This window comes from Vibrio sp. 10N.286.49.C3 (genome assembly GCF_041469545.1).
Classification (GTDB): domain Bacteria; phylum Pseudomonadota; class Gammaproteobacteria; order Enterobacterales; family Vibrionaceae; genus Vibrio; species Vibrio tasmaniensis_A.
Map to the genome: position 1 here is coordinate 55,830 of NZ_JBFRKT010000001.1, position 19,277 is coordinate 75,106.

The 19,277-nt window shown below is 43.5% G+C and carries 19 protein-coding genes; 8 read left to right on the forward strand and 11 right to left on the reverse strand.

The window, feature by feature from the left end:
- Positions 1-99: 99 nt before the first annotated feature.
- Positions 100-693 (reverse strand): OmpA family protein, encoded by a 594-nt coding sequence (locus AB4180_RS00235; RefSeq protein ID WP_102249990.1) that lies wholly within the window; start codon positions 691-693, stop codon positions 100-102.
- A 258-nt stretch (positions 694-951) separates the two neighbouring features.
- Between AB4180_RS00235 and AB4180_RS00240 the strand changes: the two genes are divergently transcribed.
- The 6 genes from AB4180_RS00240 to AB4180_RS00265 all read left to right on the forward strand — a co-directional run bounded on the left by AB4180_RS00240 (position 952) and on the right by AB4180_RS00265 (position 6,513).
- Positions 952-1,578 (forward strand): thioredoxin domain-containing protein, encoded by a 627-nt coding sequence (locus AB4180_RS00240; protein WP_102249988.1) that lies wholly within the window; start codon positions 952-954, stop codon positions 1,576-1,578.
- Between the two features lie 42 nt (positions 1,579-1,620).
- Positions 1,621-2,094: an FKBP-type peptidyl-prolyl cis-trans isomerase gene (locus AB4180_RS00245; RefSeq protein WP_012600489.1), complete on the forward strand. Its 474-nt coding sequence runs from the start codon at positions 1,621-1,623 to the stop codon at positions 2,092-2,094.
- A gap of 170 nt (positions 2,095-2,264) precedes the next feature.
- Positions 2,265-2,855 (forward strand): TetR/AcrR family transcriptional regulator, encoded by a 591-nt coding sequence (locus tag AB4180_RS00250; RefSeq protein WP_009845490.1) that lies wholly within the window; start codon positions 2,265-2,267, stop codon positions 2,853-2,855.
- A gap of 137 nt (positions 2,856-2,992) precedes the next feature.
- Positions 2,993-4,024: an NADP-dependent oxidoreductase gene (locus tag AB4180_RS00255; RefSeq protein ID WP_012600487.1), complete on the forward strand. Its 1,032-nt coding sequence runs from the start codon at positions 2,993-2,995 to the stop codon at positions 4,022-4,024.
- A gap of 34 nt (positions 4,025-4,058) precedes the next feature.
- The gene (locus tag AB4180_RS00260) at positions 4,059-4,679 is read left to right on the forward strand and encodes a glutathione S-transferase family protein (protein WP_009845492.1); all 621 of its coding nucleotides are present in this window, start codon (positions 4,059-4,061) and stop codon (positions 4,677-4,679) included.
- A 151-nt stretch (positions 4,680-4,830) separates the two neighbouring features.
- On the forward strand, positions 4,831-6,513 hold the full coding sequence (locus tag AB4180_RS00265; RefSeq protein ID WP_102249987.1) for an RluA family pseudouridine synthase: 1,683 nt from the start codon (positions 4,831-4,833) through the stop codon (positions 6,511-6,513).
- 184 nt (positions 6,514-6,697) lie between these two features.
- Here the strand turns inward: AB4180_RS00265 and AB4180_RS00270 are convergent, their stop codons facing one another.
- The 3 genes from AB4180_RS00270 to AB4180_RS00280 form a co-directional block, all read right to left on the reverse strand.
- Positions 6,698-6,991: a YkgJ family cysteine cluster protein gene (locus AB4180_RS00270; RefSeq protein WP_012600484.1), complete on the reverse strand. Its 294-nt coding sequence runs from the start codon at positions 6,989-6,991 to the stop codon at positions 6,698-6,700.
- A 197-nt stretch (positions 6,992-7,188) separates the two neighbouring features.
- Positions 7,189-8,373: a D-alanyl-D-alanine carboxypeptidase family protein gene (locus AB4180_RS00275; protein ID WP_017097507.1), complete on the reverse strand. Its 1,185-nt coding sequence runs from the start codon at positions 8,371-8,373 to the stop codon at positions 7,189-7,191.
- A 178-nt stretch (positions 8,374-8,551) separates the two neighbouring features.
- The gene (locus AB4180_RS00280; RefSeq protein WP_102249986.1) at positions 8,552-9,136 is read right to left on the reverse strand and encodes a DUF4136 domain-containing protein; all 585 of its coding nucleotides are present in this window, start codon (positions 9,134-9,136) and stop codon (positions 8,552-8,554) included.
- A gap of 268 nt (positions 9,137-9,404) precedes the next feature.
- Here AB4180_RS00280 and AB4180_RS00285 point away from each other — a divergent pair, with 268 nt between their 5' ends.
- Entirely contained in the window at positions 9,405-9,659 is a 255-nt protein-coding gene (locus tag AB4180_RS00285; protein WP_009845500.1) for a YgjV family protein, read from the forward strand.
- A gap of 90 nt (positions 9,660-9,749) precedes the next feature.
- On the opposite strand, the gene AB4180_RS00290 is transcribed toward AB4180_RS00285, so the two are convergent.
- Positions 9,750-11,213: a sensor domain-containing diguanylate cyclase gene (locus AB4180_RS00290; protein ID WP_102249985.1), complete on the reverse strand. Its 1,464-nt coding sequence runs from the start codon at positions 11,211-11,213 to the stop codon at positions 9,750-9,752.
- 292 nt (positions 11,214-11,505) lie between these two features.
- Positions 11,506-14,673 carry a chitinase C-terminal domain-containing protein gene (locus AB4180_RS00295; RefSeq protein WP_102249984.1) on the reverse strand — a complete coding sequence of 1,056 codons (3,168 nt, stop codon included), beginning with the start codon at positions 14,671-14,673 and terminating at the stop codon, positions 11,506-11,508.
- 450 nt (positions 14,674-15,123) lie between these two features.
- On the opposite strand from AB4180_RS00295, the gene AB4180_RS00300 reads away from it, so the two are divergent.
- Positions 15,124-16,710: a BCCT family transporter gene (locus AB4180_RS00300; protein ID WP_009845503.1), complete on the forward strand. Its 1,587-nt coding sequence runs from the start codon at positions 15,124-15,126 to the stop codon at positions 16,708-16,710.
- Between the two features lie 143 nt (positions 16,711-16,853).
- Here AB4180_RS00300 and AB4180_RS00305 read toward each other — a convergent pair whose 3' ends face one another.
- The 5 genes from AB4180_RS00305 to AB4180_RS00325 all read right to left on the reverse strand — a co-directional run bounded on the left by AB4180_RS00305 (position 16,854) and on the right by AB4180_RS00325 (position 19,227).
- Positions 16,854-17,216, reverse strand: a complete 363-nt coding sequence (locus AB4180_RS00305; protein ID WP_102249983.1) for a RidA family protein — start codon at positions 17,214-17,216, stop codon at positions 16,854-16,856.
- A 265-nt stretch (positions 17,217-17,481) separates the two neighbouring features.
- A complete protein-coding gene (locus AB4180_RS00310) occupies positions 17,482-17,997 on the reverse strand; it encodes a GNAT family N-acetyltransferase (RefSeq protein WP_102249982.1) in 516 nt (171 codons plus the stop codon).
- Positions 17,998-18,111: 114 nt separating this feature from the next.
- Positions 18,112-18,261, reverse strand: coding sequence for a hypothetical protein (locus AB4180_RS00315; protein ID WP_198592264.1), 150 nt, complete (start codon positions 18,259-18,261; stop codon positions 18,112-18,114).
- A 94-nt stretch (positions 18,262-18,355) separates the two neighbouring features.
- Positions 18,356-18,712 (reverse strand): hypothetical protein, encoded by a 357-nt coding sequence (locus tag AB4180_RS00320; RefSeq protein ID WP_017101361.1) that lies wholly within the window; start codon positions 18,710-18,712, stop codon positions 18,356-18,358.
- Between the two features lie 101 nt (positions 18,713-18,813).
- A complete protein-coding gene (locus tag AB4180_RS00325) occupies positions 18,814-19,227 on the reverse strand; it encodes a lysozyme inhibitor LprI family protein (protein ID WP_017102883.1) in 414 nt (137 codons plus the stop codon).
- Between the last annotated feature and the right edge of the window lie 50 nt (positions 19,228-19,277).

Genomic DNA, 19,277 nt, shown 5'->3' on the forward strand with positions numbered 1-19,277 from the left:
GCAACACAAGCTAAATACAAAAAATCCCTCTTCATGAGGGATTTTTTTATGTCTGTAATCGATACGCTCTTTCGATTCAAAGAATCAAGCTTCTCGCATCTATTTCGCCACAATCAGCATCAACTCTACACGGCGGTTACAGGCTTTACCTTGTGCTGAAGCGTTGTTACACGCGGGAACGTACTCACCGAAACCGCGGGTGTAAATAGCACGACTCGAAACATAGTTACTTTCTAAGCGAGCTTTCACTTCTTTTGCGCGCTGTTCAGAGAGCGGATCATTAACACGATCACTGCCTGTATTATCCGTGTGTCCTTCAATGACGACATCAATGTCTTGGCGTCGAGAAAGATAACAGCCTAACGTGTCCAACCAATTGTTGTAAGCGGGTTCAGGAGATGTCGAACCTGTTTTAAAGTTCACATGCTGTACAAGCTTTACCATCACATGGTTGCCAGGTAAAACTTCAAAATCGATACGGTTTTGTCTTAAAAAGACTTCCAGTGGATCATTGGTCGAAACACCACGTCCGTAGTTAGTGGTAATAGTTCCTTGCTGATGAGTGGTTTGAACTACACCCCATTCAGGGTACATAATGTCGTAATCAGTTTTCGGTGCAGTTTGTAACATATCCTCACCGAATAACCCTGTTGGTAACGTAGTTTCGCACCCAGCCAAAGCTATGCTTAACATTATCGCTAAATATCTCATTACTTCACCAACCACTTATGCAGATAAACCATTCACTAATGTCTATATCGGCACTGAGAGAAAAACTTTAGACAAAAAGAAAGCACGTCCAAAAAAAGTGTTTTTGATCACAGTTCACCGGCAACTCGCCAGTCATCGCCCGCCAGTTCCAACTGTTTGCATTTATTTACCTTATAATTGTTTTCCAATTCGTACTAAATAGTTAGAATCTCACGACTTCTCAACGCTAGAGCAAACATTATGTTTAAACCATTTACTAAATTCATCACAGCACTTGCTGCCGTACTGATTATCGCGGGTTGTAGTGAAACAAACGAGCCACAGAAAGGCGTTCAATACGAAGCGCTGCCTACTGCTCTAACTGAATTTAACCTGTCTCCGATCACTGAAATCTTCTCTCTAAATTGTGGTCACTGCCGTCAAATGGAAAGTGCAATTCCAGAGATCGAATCTCTAACGAACCAAACTATTGGCAAGATGCACGTTACGTTCAATGAAAGTGCTCAAATCAGCGCAATGATCTACTACACAGCGGTGATGCAACTTGACGCGACACCTGACCACGCGTTCATGGACGACCTATTTGGTGCGGTTCAAATGGGTACAGATGCGACTCCAGAACAACGTCAACAAGCTCTGGAGACTGCTTTCACTTCTCGCGGTCTGGTTAGCCCATACCAACTGAACAAAGAACAGCAAGTTGCTCTATTTGACTACGTAAAGAAAGCTGAAGAGATCTCGGTTAAAGGTCAAATCAACTCAGTACCAACATTTATCATCAACGGTAAATACCAAGTACTGACAGCAGGTCACCAAGATGTTCAAGGCATCGCAAAAACGATCAACTACCTTTTGACTCAGCCTTAACGGCTTTTCTCTATAAAAAATCAACAATAAATAGGTTTTACTATGTCTAAATTTATCATCCCGGTCATTGTCTTTATTTTGGCTGGCTTCATGATCTACCGCACTTGGATGAACCATAAATCTGGCGAAGAAAATATCGAACAAGGCCAACAATTCCTTATCGAAAACGGCGCTAAAGAAGGGGTTGTTACGACTGAAAGTGGTCTTCAATACCTAGTTCTTGAAGAAGGTACTGGTACAGAGCACCCAACTAAGAACAGCAAAGTAACGGTTCATTACCACGGTACACTTATCGACGGCACTGTTTTCGACAGCTCTGTTGATCGTGGTGAGCCAATCTCATTTGCTCTTAAACAAGTGATAAAAGGCTGGCAAGAAGGTTTGACTTACATGGTCGAAGGCCAAAAAGTTCGCCTGTTTATCCCAAGCCAATTGGCTTACGGTAAAGGTGGTTCAGGCCCTATCCCACCATCAGCAACTTTGATTTTTGATGTTGAGTTAATCTCTATCAAATAATTGAAGATACTGATTTAAGCCCTAACATACGAGCTATGTTGGGGCTTTTTTATATGTGAACGTTTGAATAATTGAATAATTGAATAGTTGAAGCCACTTTTGTAACGACGGAATATACCTCAAAAAGCCGAAGACTAGACGACTGGTCTAATTTAACTTATAGTAAGCCCATGAACGATAAAACGAACGACACACGCCTGCATGTTTTAGATGTTGGCTACCAATTAATAGTGAACAACGGCTTTAACGGCGTTGGCTTATCGCAATTGCTTAAAGAAGCGGATGTTCCAAAAGGATCGTTTTACCACTACTTTAAATCTAAAGAGCAATTTGGCGAGGCTCTGATCCAGCACTATTTTGAGACCTACATCAGCAGAGTTGAAACTATTTTGGTTCATGGTGAAGGCAACCATTACCAGAGAATTATCAGTTATTTCACTCGATGGTCACAGATTGAAAACGGTACTTGTAACGCTCATAAATGCTTAGTCGTTAAGCTCAGCGCCGAAGTTTCTGATCTTTCTGATCCTATGCGCCAAGCGCTATTGAAAGGTGCTGAGAAAGTGACGCATACCATCGAGCAGTGCATTGTCGGTGGTATTGATGATGGCTCGATAAAGGTTGAAGAGAGCCAAGAAACCGCTCAAAATCTATATTCTATGTGGTTAGGCGCAAGCTTATTAAGCAAACTAAGCCAGAGTTCACGTAGCTTAGAATCAGCTTTAAACCTAACCCAACAGATTTTAAAAGGTAAAAACTAACCACGTACTGTGTTTAGTCTTTACTAACGACAGATAACCCGCCCTCTTATCATTTGATGACGGCGGGATTTTTAGACAACAAGACTAGACGACTGGTCTAATTCTAAATAAACATAATATAAAATTAAGGATACCCAATGACTCAACAAGACAACCGCCGCATCGTATTGGCTTCTCGCCCAGTAGGCGCACCGACTCAAGATAACTTCCGTTTGGAGACAGTAGCCGCACCAACAATTAAAGACGGCGAGATGTTACTTCGCTCGGTTTACCTTTCTCTAGACCCGTACATGCGTGGCCGAATGAGCGATGCTAAATCTTACGCAGACCCTGTTGCGATTGATGAAGTGATGGTCGGTGCAACCGTGTGTCAGGTTGAAGAGTCAAACAATAGCGATTTTGAAGTTGGCGAATGGGTACTGGCTTACACCGGTTGGCAAGATCTTGGTGTGTCTGATGGTGAAGGCCTAATCAAACTAGGTAAAGAGCCAACACACCCTTCTTACGCACTAGGCATCATGGGTATGCCAGGCTTTACTGCGTACATGGGCTTACTTGATATCGGCCAACCTAAAGAAGGCGACACTCTAGTCGTTGCGGCCGCAACAGGTGCAGTAGGCGCAACCGTTGGCCAAATCGGAAAATTAAAAGGCTGTCGTGTCATTGGCGTTGCTGGTGGTCAAGAGAAATGTCAGTACGCGAAAGAAGTGCTTGGTTTTGATGAATGTATCGACCACAAAGCCGACGACTTCGCGGAGCAACTGGCTAAAGCATGTAGCAACGGCATCGACGTTTATTTTGAAAACGTTGGCGGCAAGGTGTTCGATGCGGTAATGCCGTTGCTTAACACTGGTGCTCGCATTCCTGTTTGTGGCCTTATTTCACAATACAATGCGACATCACTTCCTGAAGGCCCAGATCGCATGTCTAGCCTTATGGGCACTCTTTTGGTCAAGCGTATTAAGATGCAAGGTTTCATTATCTTTGATGATTACGCACACCGTTACAATGAGTTTGCTGTTCAAATGACAGAATGGTTGTCTCAAGGCAAGATGCATTACCGTGAGCACCTAGTTGAAGGCCTAGACGAGGCGCCACAAGCATTCATGGGTCTATTGGAAGGCCAAAACTTCGGTAAGCTTGTTATCAAAACAAACGAAGCTAAATAAATTCAAAAACTGAACCAGTTAACTAGGTAAAATCATGATTACTTTGCATCACCTAAACAAATCTCGCTCAAAACGCATCATCTGGCTATTGGAAGAGCTTGGAGTAGATTACCAAATCAAACCATACCAACGAGACAGTGTAACGTTTCTAGCACCACCAGAATTGAAGGCCGTTCATCCTCTTGGTAAATCTCCGGTTATTGAAGACGATGGCGTCGTGATCAGCGAATCTGGTGCTATCACCGAGTACCTAATCGACAAATACGGTCAAGGTAAGTTCGCACCAGTGCGCGGCACCGCTGACTACGTGGAATACTCACAGTGGCTTCACTTCGCTGAAAGCTCTGGTATTCTGCCAATGCTACTTAAAATCTTTGTGATGAAAGACGGTTGCGAGACTAATTTCCTTGGCGGCTACGCTGATGATGAAAACCAAAAGATCCTAACCTTTGTCAACGAAGCGCTTGAAGGTAAAACTTACCTTGTTGCTGATACTCTGACGGGTGCCGATTTCATGATGTCGTTCATCGTAGAAATCGTGGGTAACTTCGGTGCCACTGCGCTCTACCCTAACATTGCTAAATACGGTGATCTTTTAACGAGCCACCCTGCTTACCAAAAAGCCGAGCAACTAGAGCTAGAACACTCGAACTGATCGAGTTTCAATCAAGCTCGGACGCGCTTCGGATAAGCACAAGCAACTAAATGAAGCCAAAGCCGATTTATCTTTCGCTTTGGCTTCTCATTTGCCTTCATTTCGACAACAATACCGAACTCTAACTGAACAGCCATAGAGTTTGATCTTCATGTCAGCAAACCTTGCTCAATACACACCACTGCACCTAAAAAACGACAATACGAATGTAGACTTACCGCTACCGACTCGTTTTACGTTTCCGTACTACTACACACCACATCCAACGTGTGAGTTTGCCATGCAGCAACTTCAGCAGTCGTTACTCGACTGCGGTGTGAATGAAACATCGCAAGGCAACCTCTACGCCGTGCTTCTTGTTCAGAACCCAACTACACAAGAGCTAGGTTACCTTTCTGCGTTTTCAGGTTTGCAGTTATATCCGTCTTTGGCCTCTCAGTTAAACAACATTAACTTTGTTCCATCAGCCTTCGATTCAGAACAGTTTCAATCTCACAACAGTGCAAACCTTGCTCGCCAATCGCAACTAGCGGATGACATTGAAAAACTACAACAGTCGCACAACCTAGACGCATTATTGGCTGAATTTGAAGAGTTAAAAATCGAATCAGCACAAGCTATCGAAGCCTTTCAATTAGCCATGGCAGCAAACAAATCTCAGCGTAACGAACTCAGAGAACAAGCCAATCAAGAAAAGGCATTGGGGAATCTAGAGTCAGCAGCGAATTTGCTCAAACAACTGGGCAATCAAAGCAGCCAAGAGAAACGCGACTTAAAAGCACTTAGAATCGAGTGGAAACAAAAGATCGCAGAACGCCAGTCGCAAGTTGATGCTATCGAAAGCGAACTCACGAGCCGCAAGCAAGAGTACCAAGCGATCTCAGCCGAATTAGAAGCGCAACGGTTGTCTCATTATCGCTTTAACAACCAAGCTCTCGAATCAAAGAACCTGCTTGAATTGTTAGATGGCAAAGACGCTCTTGAAGGCTCTGGCGACTGCTGCCTACCTAAGCTGCTTAATTTTGCTTTTGAACACGGCTTTCAGCCATTAGCATTGTCTGAGTTTTGGTGGGGATTGCCTCCAACGGCTGTCATTCGCCAGCACGCAAACCTGTACCCGGTTTGCCAAAGCAAAAGCTTCGAGATCCTCGACCACCAGCTAAACGGCATCGAATTAGAAGATAACCCTCTTATCGTGAACCCTGCGGTTGGTAAGTCGTTTGATATTGTCTATGAAGATGACGAGATCGTGGTGGTGAATAAACCCGAGGAGTTCTTATCGGTTCCTGGTAAGTTTATCGAGGACTCTGTTTATACCCGCATTAAAGCGCGCTACCCCGACGCAACAGGCCCTTTGATTATCCATAGGTTAGATATGTCGACGTCTGGATTGCTGATCTTGGCGCTGACCGCAGAGTCCAATAAACACATCCAGAAGCAGTTCATTGATAGAACCGTAGAGAAACGATATACAGCTCTGTTAGATGGTGAAATCGACGGCAAATCTGGCGATATCAGCTTGCCCTTGCGCGGCGACATAACAGACAGACCAAGACAATTGGTTTGCCATGAACATGGACGTAATGCTGAAACTCATTGGGAAGCGGTCAGCACCAACAATGGCAAAACCAAGGTTCACTTGTACCCTAAAACAGGACGAACCCACCAGCTGCGCGTACACTGTGCTCACCCGTCAGGCCTTGATGTACCGATTCGTGGTGACGACTTATACGGATACAAACGTGAGCGTTTACACCTTCACGCTGGCTACTTAAAACTGATTCACCCAACAACCGGTGAATGGATCGAGTTTGAAGTGCCTTCTGAGTTTTAAGCTGTTTTTATCCTGCTAAAACTATTACCGCACTAAAATTTTTGTCCCATAAAAGTTCTTGTCTCGTTAAACGAATCAGGGTTCTAAATCTGCTTGAGATATAGAACCCTGAAATTTAATTTTTTAATGTGCTTATCACAGCTCGGTAGCGTACTTTCGTTACTAACGTCAATGTTGCAGACACTTAGCCCATTACATCTTTGCGCTGATCAACACATTCAAAAGAGGCCATTTCGAATTCACGACAGATCCAAGGTCGGTTTTCGTAAATAGTACACATCAGTGTTTCTCTATCTACAGCAGAACACCAACCGTCGTCGAGTCGCAACATCGTTTCGCCGCCCCATTCATCATAAGCGATATGCTCTTCAGGTACGCCTGTATCTGTGATGATCATAACCTCTAAACGGCAACAGCATGCCTGACAATTAGCACATGTTACTTCGGGTTCGGTTACGTTCTTTATCTCAATCGTCATAAGTGACTACGCTGCTAAATTTTGCGTATAGTAATCGAAACCGACCGCTACGGCTAATAAAGATAGTGCGGCGCAGTGTTTTGATTGATGTAGAAATAAAAATAGGCGCTGTGATTTACTCACAACGCCCATACTATTTATGGTTTTCCATCGCGACTTGTCGCCACTATCTCGCTTTACAACAGACTAGCCTCGATTTAGAACAGACTAGCGAAAAATAGCTTTACGTAGTCCATCAAGCGTTTGAACAAGCCAGCCTGCTCTACCGCTTCCAACGCGATCAAAGGTTGAGTTTGAACATCTTCACCATCAACGGTGTAATGAACAACGCCTAAGGTTTGGCCTTCTGAAATCGGGGCTTTCAGTTCAGATATTAGTTCAATCGATGCCGTTAACTTTTTGCTGTCTGACTTAGGCAGCGTAATAAACGTATCTTCTGCAACGCCTAGCTTCAACGTATCTTGAGCACCAAACCACACCTTCTCTTCAGCGACTTGGTCACCGCCTTGATGAGGGTTTAGCGTATCGAAGAAACGAAAACCATAGCTCAACAATTGTTTGCTGTCTGACTCACGACTCTTAACGCTTGATGCGCCCATCACAACCGCAATAAGTCTCATCTCACCTTGTGTCGCCGAACTCGCTAAACTGTAGCCGGCACCAGAGGTGTAGCCTGTTTTCATGCCATCGACCGTCAAGCTTCTATCACGTAATAAGCCATTGCGGTTGTGTTGTGTAATCTTGTTGTAGCTAAACGAGCGTTCGCTGTATAAACCATACACATCCGGTAAATCGCGAATAATCGCACGGCCTAATAGAGCGATATCATAAGGCGTTGAATAGAGATCGTCCGCATCTAAACCATGTGCATTCGCAAAATGGGTATTTTCCAGTTTTAGCGAAGCTGCCCAAGAGTTCATCAAGTCAACAAATGCATCTTGTGAGCCAGCAACATGTTCTGCAATCGCAACACTCGCATCGTTCCCTGATTGAATAATCAAGCCACGGTAAAGATCCATCATCGCGACATCAGTGTTCACTTCGATGAACATTTTTGAAGAATCAGGGAAGTTTTTCGCCCATGCGTTTTCGCTAATTCGCACCTGATCATCCGCAGAGATGTTACCTCGTTTCATCTCTTGTCCAGCCACATAACTGGTCATAAGCTTGGTTAAACTCGCTGGGTTCAACTTAGTGTGTGCGTTTTTTTCTACCAGCACATCACCAGAGTTAAAATCAATTAACACATACCCTTTTGCGCCTAGGCTAGGTGGGCTTGGTACTATAGAAGGTGCCGCGACAGCAGTATTTGCTACGATCGCTGCGTTACTTACAATGAACATACTTAATAGAGGGAGAGAGTATTTTGAGAACCGTTTCATTGAATTAAACCTAAGTTAACGTTTTGTTCAGTATAGACAAATGCTAGCAAAAGAAGCGCGAACTTTACGTTGCTTTACGTATTTGTACGGTTCGTTACAAATAAAAAAGTATAATCTGCGACCTGTCCGTTTTTTACACAAAAACGATTGACTCAATGAATGCATTCAACACTTCGCTTTACCTCTCGGGCATACGTCTAAATAACATTTCAACAAAGCCCATAACCCGCTGTTTGCTTTCGCTCGTCTCTAAATCAGGTTGGATACCAGACTGCGCCAGTGCTTGCCACTGTATAACTTCCGAATTAGGAACAAAAAAAGCAATATACAAAGATCCTTTCTCGCTTACCTTTCCATCATCACTATAAAATGGCACACCTGTAGATAGCTGAATCGCATCAAAGATCGATTCATCGTTCAGTTCAGATTCTTCAGCTAATCCAAAACCCACTACGACATCACCAGCCCCGGATTTCAACTGATAACCTTTCAATGAAAGTTGTTCTTTAATCGCTTCGCGTACAAGATCAGTGACGACCGTCTTGTCATATTTTTCAGAAAGGTACACTTGCTCTGATTCGGGATGCCATGAGTACGTGACTACCCCATGCTTCATGAAATCAAAGTCACCACTGGTCACCACGCCATAATTGTGAGTTGGAGTCGTTTCATTGGTTGTACACGCTGTCAGTCCAATCGCTATCAAAGCCAACAACGCGACTTTATTTACGCCTTTTGTTGCACATATGAATCGTTTTATCATTCGCGGCTTCCTTTCCTATACAAGAATAATTATCAATTTGACCTTCAACATAAACAGTAATTATATTAATAGAAAGATCATTAAACGTTTGCGTAATCGCTAACCTTCACTTCTACTCATTTTGGGGGTTTAACCACAGAAATAGACTCGGTATAGTAAACTTAGTTAAACATAACCAAACCATTCGGGGCACGGAGCTTCCTCAATCATCTCATGAAGAGAAGAATTGGTACCGATAAAGCATCGGCAAATTTAAGAGGGTCACACAATGGAATTCAATATGGTTGAAATTTTAGGTTACGCGGCATCTATTATGGTCGCAATTTCATTAACAATGAAAGATATCGTGCGTCTGCGTGTCCTTAACTTTGTTGGCTGTACTCTATTCACAGCATACGGCGTTATGATTGATGCATGGCCAGTGGTTGCAACCAACGGTTTCATCGCTTGTGTGAACATCTACTTCCTTGCAAAAATGCAAAAGGAAAAAAAAAATGAAGCGATGAAAGCAGCAAAAGCTTAAATTAACGGCTAGCACTTTCAAACAATTCTAAAAAAGCCCAAATAGAACGTTCTATTTGGGCTTTTTCATGCTTATCAGTTTTAGAAAACTTCAATGACAGACAATACGATATTGACTCTCTCTGTATACCTGTGTGTTATTGTGTCCATTCTTTTTCGCTTGATAAAGTGCTTTGTCAGCTTGGTCTATCGTGCCTTCTATGTGGAACAGTGCATTTGCATAGCGACACCCAACACTGACCGTTACAGGTAACACTAACCCCTCAATTTTTTCGACGCTACGCCTAAGCTCTTCCGACAACTCGTACAATTGATATTCATTGCAATCAAAAGTCACAAAGATAAATTCCTCACCGCCATAGCGAGCAATTAGACGATTTTCATTTGCAAATTGCTTCAATACTTTTGCAACGGCACAGATCACTCTATCGCCTTCATTATGCCCGTGTAGATCGTTTACCGATTTAAAATGGTCAATATCTAGAAGAATGATACCAACACCTTTTAACGGATAAGGAGAACACTCTAAAATTCTCATCTTAACCTGAGAAATAAAGTCCCGCCGATTACTCAACCCCGTAAGATAATCTAAGTTAGCTACATCTAAGATCTTTAAATGACGGTGCCGCAGGTAAAGCACCAGAACAACAATGATGCTAAGCAAACTTATGATTAAGGTCATCAAACTTACTAGCAATAAACTGTGGTTCTTATTGAGCTCTTGCTCCAAAACTCCAGCAGAAATGATCCAATTCAGATATGGGTAGAACTTATAGAAAATGTTTTTGTTTGTCGTACCGTTGTCATCTGAAATTGAGTAACTAAAATGCCCTTCAGACTCAGCAACGACCTTATCGATGAGCAACTCTGATGAATAACCAATTAAGGCTTTCAAGTGTTCGTGTTCAAAATTGGGTCGGAGGACTAGCTCGCCTTGTAAATCAACGATATATACATAACCGCTATCGCCATATGAATACTTCCTTAGTTTATCTTTAAGCGCTTCGAGATCAACCAAGTACATGAGTTCATCTTTATAAGTGGTCGCCACCAATGTATTACCACTCGGTAGCCTCACTGAATACGCGACCTTCGCACGCTTGCCGACTTCATGTGGATTAGCATGAGAATACTGAGTCATTCCAGACTTTGAGGTCAGTTGCGTTTGAATATGGGTTAAATGCGCGCGATTTTGCCCTTGTAAAAACGGATGATACAGGTGGACACCTTGTGGTGACATCAAATAGATATAACCTGACTCTCCAATCACCAATTCGTTAGCAATTCGGATGACTTCTTTTACTTCTTGTTCTGGAGTGACACCTAGTGTGTGAGAAGCGACAGTATCAGTCACACCTTTGAGATAGGTTTTAATAGCTTCGTTAACGGTAGTATCTACGATGTCGTAGCTTGCGTTTACAATAGTACGGAAGAAGAATTGATTAGACTCTAAAAGTGATTCTTTGGTTCGGTTAAATTGAATAGCAGAGAGGACCAAAGATACGAGGGCCAACACGATGGAAAAGTTGAGGATATACTTACGTCTTACTTTCAAAATTACCTCATAGCTTTTAAATTTTAGGTAACGCTATTGTTTTTATAAGTAGATTGTTTTATATCATATTTATCTATTTTACTGAACGATAGTCGATATTAATGGCGCTCTTCATGTGCAATCTGTGACTTATAGCAAAAACGCCGAACTGGATTCAGTTCGGCGTTTTGATTTTACGTTTAAATTGATAACTTAATTTATACTAAAGTCCTGATAAATCGACTTAAAAGCATTCGCATTTATTACTTATTACTACGCTCTATTGTCTATAAATACATTGCTTAGCATTAAATTAAGAGCACACTTTGGTCCAACTGCCGTCACTACCCGGCTCGGCACTTGTCCACCAGTTTGCTTGGTAAACACTACCGTTATGAACCACTTGGTCGCCCGTGTTTGCGTGGCTTGGGTTACCCGCCCAATCTTTCTGAGGTAAGTCGGGATATACAGCTAAACCCGCAGTATCGCATGTACCTGGGTTGGTACCGCCATCACCAGGATTACCGCCACCAGTACTGATATCACCCAGTGGTAGATCCGGCTGCTCAAAGCTAAATGCATAATCGACACTATTCACATTCACTGTATAGTTTGCAGGGCCAGAAATTGGCAAGTAATAAACCATATCGAGTTCATACACACCACCAGCAGGGAGCTCTTTCCATGCAGGTAACGTAAACGCTACTCTGTGCATCGGACCATCTAGACCACCAATATTATTGGCACGAGTGTGACCAGAAGCAATCACAGACAAACCACCGCCCGATTGATCTTTTGCGTTATCAGGTGCAGACACTGGGATATCGAACTGGAACTCAGTACCACCAGGAAGCGCTTGACCTGTATTGTTTGTAAACGTGATCTTAGGGTTAATTGGATAGTTTTGGTCACCGACTTTGAAGCCACCTACAGAGACAGTAATATCTAATGCTTCCGTTGGGATAGCACCCGTTGCAACCTTGTTTCCATATGGAGTAGCTGACTTAAACTTATCGTAGATAGCTTTCGTCATAGTGTTACCCATATGGAACTCACCGTTTCCGCTATTACACGCCTGTTCGGTTGTATCGATAGAAGTTCGGTTACCGTTCGCATCGAGTACGTAACAGTTGTAATCCCCTGCTAGTTCCCAGAACATGATGCCACCGATTTCTTTGTCGATAACGTAATCGGCTTTCACATCGATAGAATCTTTATCTTCCGTTGAAAGGAATACGCCCTTCTCTGCGTTCCACAACCAAGGAGCAACAGCCACGCTGTCATAGTTACGCGTGTAAGTCCCCATTAGAACATCTGAAGGATCGTTAACAGGATCAAGCTTGTAAGCTGCTGCATAAGAACCCCAAATGCCTTTCTCTAAGTTCTTCGCATGCCACATTGGGTTTGAACCTGCACCCATTTCGTTGCCTTTCGGATCAGTATCGTGCCACATGTTATCGATACCAATTGCGCCATGGCCACAGTTGTTCTTCTCGCCTTCACCAGTACCTGCTGAACATTCAGCTTGGTTTGGCAGTGCTGCTCGGCCCCAAAGACCATTCTCACCACCAGTTACACCTTGCCAACCACGTGTGTAGTAAGGCACACCGATGTTAATACGACCTGCTGGCATAGAACCACGGAAGTAGTGGTAGGCCCAATCCGTATTCAGGTAACCGATACCGCCGTAAGCCGCTGTGCCGTATACGTTCCACTGTGCTAACTCTGAATCTTTACCTGTATCAAACAACGCAGCGTTATGGCCTACGTGATCGTTCCACGCACCGTGAAGGTCATAAGACATGATATTTACGTAATCGAGATATTTGGTTACATCGAATGTTTCCATACCACGCAGTAGGTAACCCGAAGAAGGCGCCGCGATCGTTAACATGTAGTGATTGCCATCTTGCGCAGAGGCTGCATCAAGCTTCTCACGCAACACTTTCATCAACACTTGGTAAGAAGCCCATAGGTATTGACGACGTGGTTCCATAAAGTCTTTATCGTACGGATTGCCTGCGCCCGCCATTGACGTCGGGTATTCGTAATCGATATCTAGACCATCGAACTGGTATTTACGAAGCATTTCAACCGCTGAAGTTGCGAATGTTTCGATACCTTGATGGTTAATAGAACCGTCAGCATTGGTCGTCATGGTATAGAAACCACCATCAGCCACTCGGCTACCATCAGTGGCGAAGTGGCCACCGGTCTCCGCCCAACCACCGATTGAGATTAAAGTCTTAACATCGTGTTTTTTCTTCGCTGTCGCTAATGCACCGAAGTGACCTTTGAAGCCTAATGCTGGGTCAACTTCCACGCCCGGCCACTCTTTACCAACCGCTGCGTTGTTCGGATCGTTCACATCACCCACGTTTACTTTGCCATCTGAGCCGATGCTCACGAAAGCGTAGTTAATGTGTGTGAGTTGTTCCCAAGGAATGTCATTTACTAGGTAAGCAGCTTGTGGGTCATCCCCTGCACGCCAGCTGGTGAAGTAACCAATGACACGACGTGGGTGATCCGCGCCCATTTTCTCACGGCCTTCATCATCGTAAATCGTACAATAAGGAACATCGACACCTTGAGTTTGATACAAGCCATCAGGTCGACAAGTGCTCACCGTTGGTACGCCATTCACCGTCAAAGAAGCCAGCGCTGAATCTGTCGTTGCGCCTTGATTGTCAGTCGCTTTTGCGTAAACCGCTAAAGAACCCGCTTGAGTGGTTGTGTAGTTAAGCGTGTATGGGCTTGTCGCAGCCGTTCCGACTAAAGAACCTGCCACATAAAAATCGACCTTATCAACCGTACCATCGCTGTCTGTTGCCGTTGCGGTAAGCGTTACCACACCACCAACATCAACCGAAGATGCAGAAAGCGCAACCGATACTGTCGGCGCTTCATTTCCAGGTGTAACTGAATCGACAGAAATAGAGACCGCGCTTGCTAAGCTAGCCGCGCCTTGATTGTCTGTAGCAACAACCGAAACCTGATGGCTACCAGACGTTGCAGCCCAAACCGCTTCGAAAGGTGCTGCTGTAACAACCGCGACTGAAGTTCCATCAATGAAGAATTCAACCGAAGTAACACTGCCGTCGGAATCTAGCGCCGTTGCACTCAACACCACGTTATCGCCTTCAGTGAACATGTCAGAGGCAGATGGAGTCGTTAACGAAGCCGTTGGTGCTTCATTTGGTGTACCTCCACCTCCATTGCCGCTACACACATCTAGCTTTTTCCACTGTGCGTAGTCACCTTCAAATTGACTTGGGTTGTTGTTCTGATTCCAGTAATTTGCTGAGTACGCGCTGCTGTCATGTGAAACTTGATCGCCGCCTGTGTAAACCGTGGCAGGATCCCACGCTTCTAACGTTGAGCAATCCACAGCCGCATAGCTGTTGAAAGCCATTAAGCATGACGCAGTGAGAGTACTGAGTGTAAAAACCTTTTTGGCCACTCTTCCTTGATTTAGGTGCATGTTAGCAGTCCCTTAAGTTGTTGTTTTAAGATATTTAAAGTAAATGACACTTTTTTTGCCACTTAAATTCCTTCGAAAAACAACTGTAGGTAACAGTGCCAATTAAACACCTAAAATATTTACTATTTATAAAATGACTCGCATTAATTTGTTTATGGCATGCAATGATTCGACACTTATTTTGCACCAACAACTAATATTAATTTATTTCGGAAAGCTAAAAAAATAATGTCTCAAGAGTCAGAAATGTGATTTGAGTTTGAGAAAAATTCGTATCAAAACTAACCAAAAAGTAGGGATTTGTTGGCGATTTGGGATTATTTTATGAAATCGCCCACTTTTTGATTACAAATATGTTAGTATCAGCGGCTTTTTTGACGAGCCTCACATTTTTATCCGAATGTGGGAGAAATACATAGGCTTGAAAGAGCCAAATATAGCGAAGAAATAATGTCCAACTTGACGCAAGTCGCCAACGAAAACATCAACGCAGAATCTACTTCTATCGATTTCAATAGAGCTCAATCTTTGGGTGAAAAACTGGAACTCGGAAACCCAGTCTTTTGGCTGAGTGGCAGTTTCCTGACCCTCTTTGTCATCCTTGCTTTCACCAACACCTCCGTATTGTCCGAACTTGTCAACATCGGCTTTAGTTACTCAACTAAATGGTTCGGTGCTTTCTGGCAAGTCCTACTACTACTCAATTTCATTATCGGTTTAGTGCTTGCACTAAGTCGCACAGGCCATGTTCGTTTAGGGAAGCTTGCCCTACCAGAAATGACTACGTTTAAATGGATGTCTATCGTCCTATGTACACTCCTTGCGGGTGGTGGCGTGTTCTGGGCAGCTGCAGAGCCAATTGCTCACTTTGTTTCAGCTCCACCGCTGTATGGCAACGCAGACCCTCAAGCGATGGCATTCAATGCACTATCACAATCTTTCATGCACTGGGGTTTCCTTGCATGGGCTATCTTAGGTGGTCTCTCTTCGATTGTGCTTATGTACTTGCACTACGAAAAAGGCCTTCCTCTTAAGCCACGCACCCTGCTTTACCCAGTACTGGGCGACAAGGCAATCAACAGTTGGATTGGTAACGTCGTTGATGCGTGCAGCATTGTGGCAGTAGCCGCAGGTACAATCGGCCCTATCGGCTTCCTTGGCCTACAGATCAGCTATGCGTTGAGCGAGCTGTTTGGAATTTCTGACAGCTTTGCTACCCAAAGTGTCGTTATTCTATTCGCTATTGCAATGTATACGCTGTCGGCATTAAGTGGTCTAAGTAAAGGCATCCAACTGGTAAGCCGTTACAACATCATCTTATCGGTGTGCCTAATCGTTTACATTCTCCTTGTTGGCCCAACCAGCTTTATCATTGATGGTTACCTACAAGGCATCGGTGAAATGGTCGACAACTTTATCCCAATGGCGCTATACCGCCAAGATACTGCGTGGCTAGGTGGCTGGACTGTATTCTTCTGGGGTTGGTTCTTAGGTTATGGCCCAATGATGGCGATCTTCATTGCTCGTATCTCACGTGGCCGAACTATTCGCCAAATGATCGTTTCTATCAGCATCGTTGCACCGCTTGTGACTTGTTTTTGGTTCAGCATTGTTGGTGGTAGTGGCTTAGCGTTTGAATTAGAGAACCCAGGCGTAATATCTAGCGCATTCGAAGGTTTCAACCTTCCAGCTGTACTACTGGCTATTACTTCGCAACTACCGTTCCCGACTCTGATTGCAATCCTGTTCCTTATCCTGACGACCACGTTCATTGTGACCACAGGTGACTCAATGACCTACACCATCAGTGTAGTAATGACTGGTACTACAGAACCTAACTCAGCAGTTAGAACGTTCTGGGGCGTCATTATGGGGGCAGTGGCTATCGCGCTTATCTCAATGGGCTCTGGCGGCATCTCAGCTCTGCAGTCGTTCATTGTGATCACTGCCGTTCCTGTTTCGTTTATCTTGCTGCCATGTCTATGGCATGCACCGAAGATCGCGAAGCAGATGGCAAGAGATCAAGGTCTCGCTTAATACCTAATCCGATTTAGTTTCGGATAGCGTAGAACACTAAAAAGCCACTCAAGTGATTCACCTGAGTGGCTTTTTTTATCTGTTCGCTGTCGACTTTATTAATAGTTATGTCTACTAGCGCTTGTATCTACCGAGATTTCGGCTTATTGAAACTTTTCACCAGCAGCAACCCTGAATGACATCTCAACCAATAGTTCAGGGTTAGCGAGTTCTGCTTTCACGCACGCACGGCTTGGCGCGCAGCCTTCAGGGAACCACTCTTCCCACACTTCATTGAGTGCATCAAAGTTAGCGAAATCCGTTAGGTAAATAGTCACTGACAATACACGAGATTTATCGCTGTCTACCAAACTCATCATTTCTTCAGCTTGTTCGAAGATTTGCTGAACCTGATTCTTAATTCCTGCCGTTGTATCCGTCTCTGGTACTTCAACAAAGCTTGCAATACCGTTAAACACAGTCACATCAGACCAACGCTTGGTCGGATTAATTCTATGAATTTTCACAGGTTATACTCTTCTTATAATTAGGGTGCACATCAGCGTAATCTAATCCAAATTCCTAACATTGAAAACAAAAATTAGAAAGCTCGTAGTACCTGCTAAACAGCACTATCGCTATTAGCGTAATCGAACGTAACAAACCTCAGAAGTCACTGTAAATGTTGAAATAGCCGTAAACCTAAAGATCTTCTTTAAGCAACATAAAACTATAAGCTGGCTAGAAGGACGCTGCCAGCTTCTAATGAATAAGGCACTGATACTCACCTACTCAGGCTAGCACCTTACGATAATGATTAGCGTCTTGATTTTGCCCTTTGAATAACGCGTAATTCTCTACACGCTCAACTAAGCCAAAACCGGCCTTAGATAAAATTTTGTTGGAGCCAACATTACCCACTAACGCATAGGCATCTACATATTTAAGGGAAGAGTGCTCCGCCAAATAGATAAGTAACTTCCTCACCGCGTTAGACGCAATGCCTTTTGAAGCAAAGGGTCGACCTACTCGATAACCTAGCTCCCCACTTCCAGCGTTCTGGTCGATATCACGTACATTAATCCTACCGCAGATAATCCCTTGTTCATCTTTTATCAACATAGGAATCATCTCATCACTTTCATATTCCGCTAAAAAACTAGCAATCTGCTTCTCTACACCTGAAAGTGAATAAAAACTTTCTTCCCGTGGTGGTACAGACATCTCGAACCAATCTCTATTGCCTACTTCAAATTCCAAGAGCGCCCTAGCATCACTTGTTTGAAGTAAATGCAAAAATACATCCATAACAAATACTCCCAATGGTTAATTTAAAAACCTCTCCTCACCATAAACGATTATGACTTAAGGACTCTAGGGGCCGCAAGTTGACAAAAGGGCAAGAATTCCGTACTTCATCGACTAAAACAGCCCAACCAACACGACTGACAACAGTACGCCGCCGATAAAACTCGGGCCGTGGAATGGTCTAACTTTAGATTTAACGTACTCTTTCTGAAGTTCTTCTTGGTAAGTTTTAACGGCGAGTTCTTTTACGTAGTTATTTTGCATCATAAGCTCCTTCTTATTGGGTAAGAGAAGCTTAAGACTTGAAGTTAGGTTGAGGTAAAGAAAAATTTCACATTAATTGATTACTTCGGGATTGTTACTCTAGAATGACTCTGAACACATCATTGTTCACACCGCCAACATCCACTAATTCTCCCGGCTTCATAAGAAGTAAGGTGTTTAATTGGCGCTTTGAACGTGGTGCTCTATTTTCTCTGATCACTAAGATATCAACTAAGTAACCTGAGTTTTGCTTTGATAGTGAGCCCGAGAGAGTAACACTCTCTCTTCTATCGGCTAGAACCGAATTAAATGTTTTATCTTCTAACACACCCGCCGAGATCGACGTCTCACCATAAAAAAGCGTGATAGTTGTCGGATCAGGTGTTAGCTCTTGATTAGATGAACACCCCACTATCGCTAGGCACAACAATAAAATAACTCGAAATTGCATACACTTAATTTTCTTTCTCACATTCCAATTCTATTTTCGGTTCTTGGTACATCGCTTCTATGAACCCCAACTTAATTACCCAGAATCAAGTTTAAGCTTCTTCAATCTGGAACTGAATAGGTACCTTCAAAATACTCGATACGCTCTAAAATCATTCTTAGCTTACACTCTTCGATTTGAACCCCGGCCCAAACGGAAGGCGTATACGCTTGACCTATAAATTCACAATCTGCGTCTCTGTATTTCAACCAAGCTTGTTGAGCTCTTCGGAAAGGTCCTTCTAGATCGATGTGAAACTCGATTTTTTGCAATTCGGTTTCTTCCTCGACTATTCGCATAATGGCTTCTTGATATGTTTTATTGAGATCGATATTTGCTACTTTCATTTTCTCTTCGACACACAGATAACCCGCAGTAACCCCTCCACCTTCAACGTTACAAGGGTCTTCATCATCAACAGCGAAACAAGATGTAGTAACTAACGCCAGTACAATTAATGACTTTTTCAAAAGCATCTCCAATACAGTTCAAATCTGCGATATCTACTCGGCTTTGTTGCGTAATT

What these genes read in the sequence shown, in the direction of transcription:
- AB4180_RS00235 (WP_102249990.1), bottom strand. Translation starts at nt 693, where the DNA reads ATGTTAAGCATAGCTTTGGCTGGGTGCGAAACTACGTTACCAACAGGG.
- AB4180_RS00240 (WP_102249988.1), top strand. Translation starts at nt 952, where the DNA reads ATGTTTAAACCATTTACTAAATTCATCACAGCACTTGCTGCCGTACTG.
- AB4180_RS00245 (WP_012600489.1), top strand. Translation starts at nt 1,621, where the DNA reads ATGTCTAAATTTATCATCCCGGTCATTGTCTTTATTTTGGCTGGCTTC.
- AB4180_RS00250 (WP_009845490.1), top strand. Translation starts at nt 2,265, where the DNA reads ATGAACGATAAAACGAACGACACACGCCTGCATGTTTTAGATGTTGGC.
- AB4180_RS00255 (WP_012600487.1), top strand. Translation starts at nt 2,993, where the DNA reads ATGACTCAACAAGACAACCGCCGCATCGTATTGGCTTCTCGCCCAGTA.
- AB4180_RS00260 (WP_009845492.1), top strand. Translation starts at nt 4,059, where the DNA reads ATGATTACTTTGCATCACCTAAACAAATCTCGCTCAAAACGCATCATC.
- AB4180_RS00265 (WP_102249987.1), top strand. Translation starts at nt 4,831, where the DNA reads ATGTCAGCAAACCTTGCTCAATACACACCACTGCACCTAAAAAACGAC.
- AB4180_RS00270 (WP_012600484.1), bottom strand. Translation starts at nt 6,991, where the DNA reads ATGACGATTGAGATAAAGAACGTAACCGAACCCGAAGTAACATGTGCT.
- AB4180_RS00275 (WP_017097507.1), bottom strand. Translation starts at nt 8,373, where the DNA reads ATGAAACGGTTCTCAAAATACTCTCTCCCTCTATTAAGTATGTTCATT.
- AB4180_RS00280 (WP_102249986.1), bottom strand. Translation starts at nt 9,136, where the DNA reads ATGATAAAACGATTCATATGTGCAACAAAAGGCGTAAATAAAGTCGCG.
- AB4180_RS00285 (WP_009845500.1), top strand. Translation starts at nt 9,405, where the DNA reads ATGGAATTCAATATGGTTGAAATTTTAGGTTACGCGGCATCTATTATG.
- AB4180_RS00295 (WP_102249984.1), bottom strand. Translation starts at nt 14,673, where the DNA reads ATGCACCTAAATCAAGGAAGAGTGGCCAAAAAGGTTTTTACACTCAGT.
- AB4180_RS00300 (WP_009845503.1), top strand. Translation starts at nt 15,124, where the DNA reads ATGTCCAACTTGACGCAAGTCGCCAACGAAAACATCAACGCAGAATCT.
- AB4180_RS00310 (WP_102249982.1), bottom strand. Translation starts at nt 17,997, where the DNA reads ATGGATGTATTTTTGCATTTACTTCAAACAAGTGATGCTAGGGCGCTC.
- AB4180_RS00315 (WP_198592264.1), bottom strand. Translation starts at nt 18,261, where the DNA reads ATGCAAAATAACTACGTAAAAGAACTCGCCGTTAAAACTTACCAAGAA.
- AB4180_RS00320 (WP_017101361.1), bottom strand. Translation starts at nt 18,712, where the DNA reads ATGCAATTTCGAGTTATTTTATTGTTGTGCCTAGCGATAGTGGGGTGT.
- AB4180_RS00325 (WP_017102883.1), bottom strand. Translation starts at nt 19,227, where the DNA reads ATGCTTTTGAAAAAGTCATTAATTGTACTGGCGTTAGTTACTACATCT.